Origin of the sequence: Lysinibacillus sp. NPDC056185, assembly GCF_047737915.1 — a bacterium.
In the GTDB taxonomy this organism is placed as follows: domain Bacteria; phylum Bacillota; class Bacilli; order Bacillales_A; family Planococcaceae; genus Lysinibacillus.
In genome coordinates, this window is the sequence record NZ_JBLLLQ010000030.1 from 52348 (window position 1) to 54085 (window position 1738).

General features: G+C 41.5%; 2 protein-coding genes. Both read right to left on the minus strand.

Features of this window, described 5'->3' with window-relative positions; genetic code table 11:
- Window positions 1–108 precede the first annotated feature (108 nt).
- Window positions 109–1359, minus strand: a complete 1251-nt coding sequence (locus ACMZ42_RS22115) for an NAD(P)/FAD-dependent oxidoreductase (RefSeq protein ID WP_415732790.1) — start codon at window positions 1357–1359, stop codon at window positions 109–111.
- A 101-nt stretch (window positions 1360–1460) separates the two neighbouring features.
- A partial coding sequence (locus ACMZ42_RS22120; protein WP_415732791.1) for a hypothetical protein occupies window positions 1461–1738 on the minus strand: 278 nt, incomplete at its 5' end.

Genomic DNA, 1738 nt, shown 5'->3' on the forward strand with positions numbered 1-1738 from the left:
TAGAGGACTTAGAATCGCTGATAAGCCGCTGAAGATCGCTGATAAAAGACTCAGAATCGCTGATAACGCCCGAAAAATCGCTGATAGAAGTCTGGGATACAGGGGATATTAAAGTGCTGCATTCATCCCTGCAATACGTCCTGTAACGAGTGCGGATGTTATATTATAGCCTCCTGTGTAGCCATGAATATCAAGGATTTCTCCGCAGAAAAATAAACCAACTTTTTTCTTTGAAGCCATTGTCTTTGGTTCAATCTCTTTAACAGAGACGCCACCCCCAGTGACGAATGCTTTTTCAAGGGATTGCGTACCACTAACTGTCATTGTGAAATTGACGAGTAGTTTTGCTAAATTGCGGATTTTTTCCTGTGATAGTTCAGTACCTGTCAATTGTACATCAATGTCTGCACGTTCACATAAAAATAGAAGCCAGCTTTCAGGTGCAATTCCTTTCCAAACATTTTTCACCGCTTTTTTTGGATCTTCTTTAATGAGTCTGTTTAAATATTGCAGACACGTTTCTTCATTATAACCAACAAGAGTTTGAATTCGCATTGTCACAGGCTCGTAACCTGTTTTCATTAATTCTTTCACGACAAATTGACTACAGCGTAAAACAGCAGGACCGCTTAATCCGAAATGAGTAAAGAGCATGTCCATTTGATGTGTTACGAGCACCTTGCCCTTTTTATTTAAAACAGAGACAGCGACATCTCTTAGGGCAAGCCCCTGTAGCTCACGAGCTTGAATAAAATCCTCTTTTGATAGAACGGGAACCTCAGTAGGGAAAAGAGTTGTAATTGTATGGCCAGCACGCTCTGCCCATGGATAACCATCTCCTGTTGAGCCTGTTTGTGGAACCGCTTTTCCGCCAACTGCAACGACTACTGCCTCGCTACGAATTTCTGTGCCATCTGTAAGGCGTACCCCAAGAATTTTTTCCTCATCCATTAGAAGTTTATTAACAGGTGTGTTTAAGCGCACTTCAACATGTAGCCTCTGAAGCTGACGAATAAGTGTATCTACAACATCTTGCGCGCGATTAGATACAGGGAACATACGCCCATGATCTTCCTCTTTTAATGCCACGCCAAGTCCTTCGAAAAATGCGATAATATCTTCGTTATTGTAAACCGTGAATGGGCTGTAAAGAAAACGGCCGTTCCCAGGTATGTGCTTAACTATTTCTTCAACAGGTAAACGATTTGTGACATTACAGCGACCACCGCCTGAAATGGCCAATTTTTTACCAAGCTTTGTCCCTTTTTCTAGTAATAATACTTTCTTTTTATGCTCTCCAGCAGCGATGGCAGCCATTAAACCGGATGGGCCACCACCGATAACGATAACATCGTACATATATTTAAACTCACTTTCTTTTCAAATTAGGAATCTTTCCTATTATACATGAAGTCTATATAGAGGGGCTTCTTTCACATTGAAAATAAAACAAAAGTATTTTATAATGCTTTATCTTCTACTTTAAGTAGCTTGTCACAATAACGTTGGGAATGACATGTGATAAAACTTTTGCTATGTATATCAGTTGATTGGAGTGGAGACTGGGCGACTCCTTGGGGATCAACAATAGAGGAACGAAGGCTAAAACCATCACATCCTGTGATAACGCCTTCGTGACCAACATCGTGTTGGCCCGAGACCCTGGAGCGAGCAAATAGAGGAACGAAGGCTAAGAACATCACGTCCTGTGATAACGCCTTCGTGACCAACATCCTGT

Coding starts and splice junctions, on each gene's coding strand:
- ACMZ42_RS22115 (WP_415732790.1), bottom strand. CDS start 1,359: ATGTACGATGTTATCGTTATCGGTGGTGGCCCATCCGGTTTAATGGCT.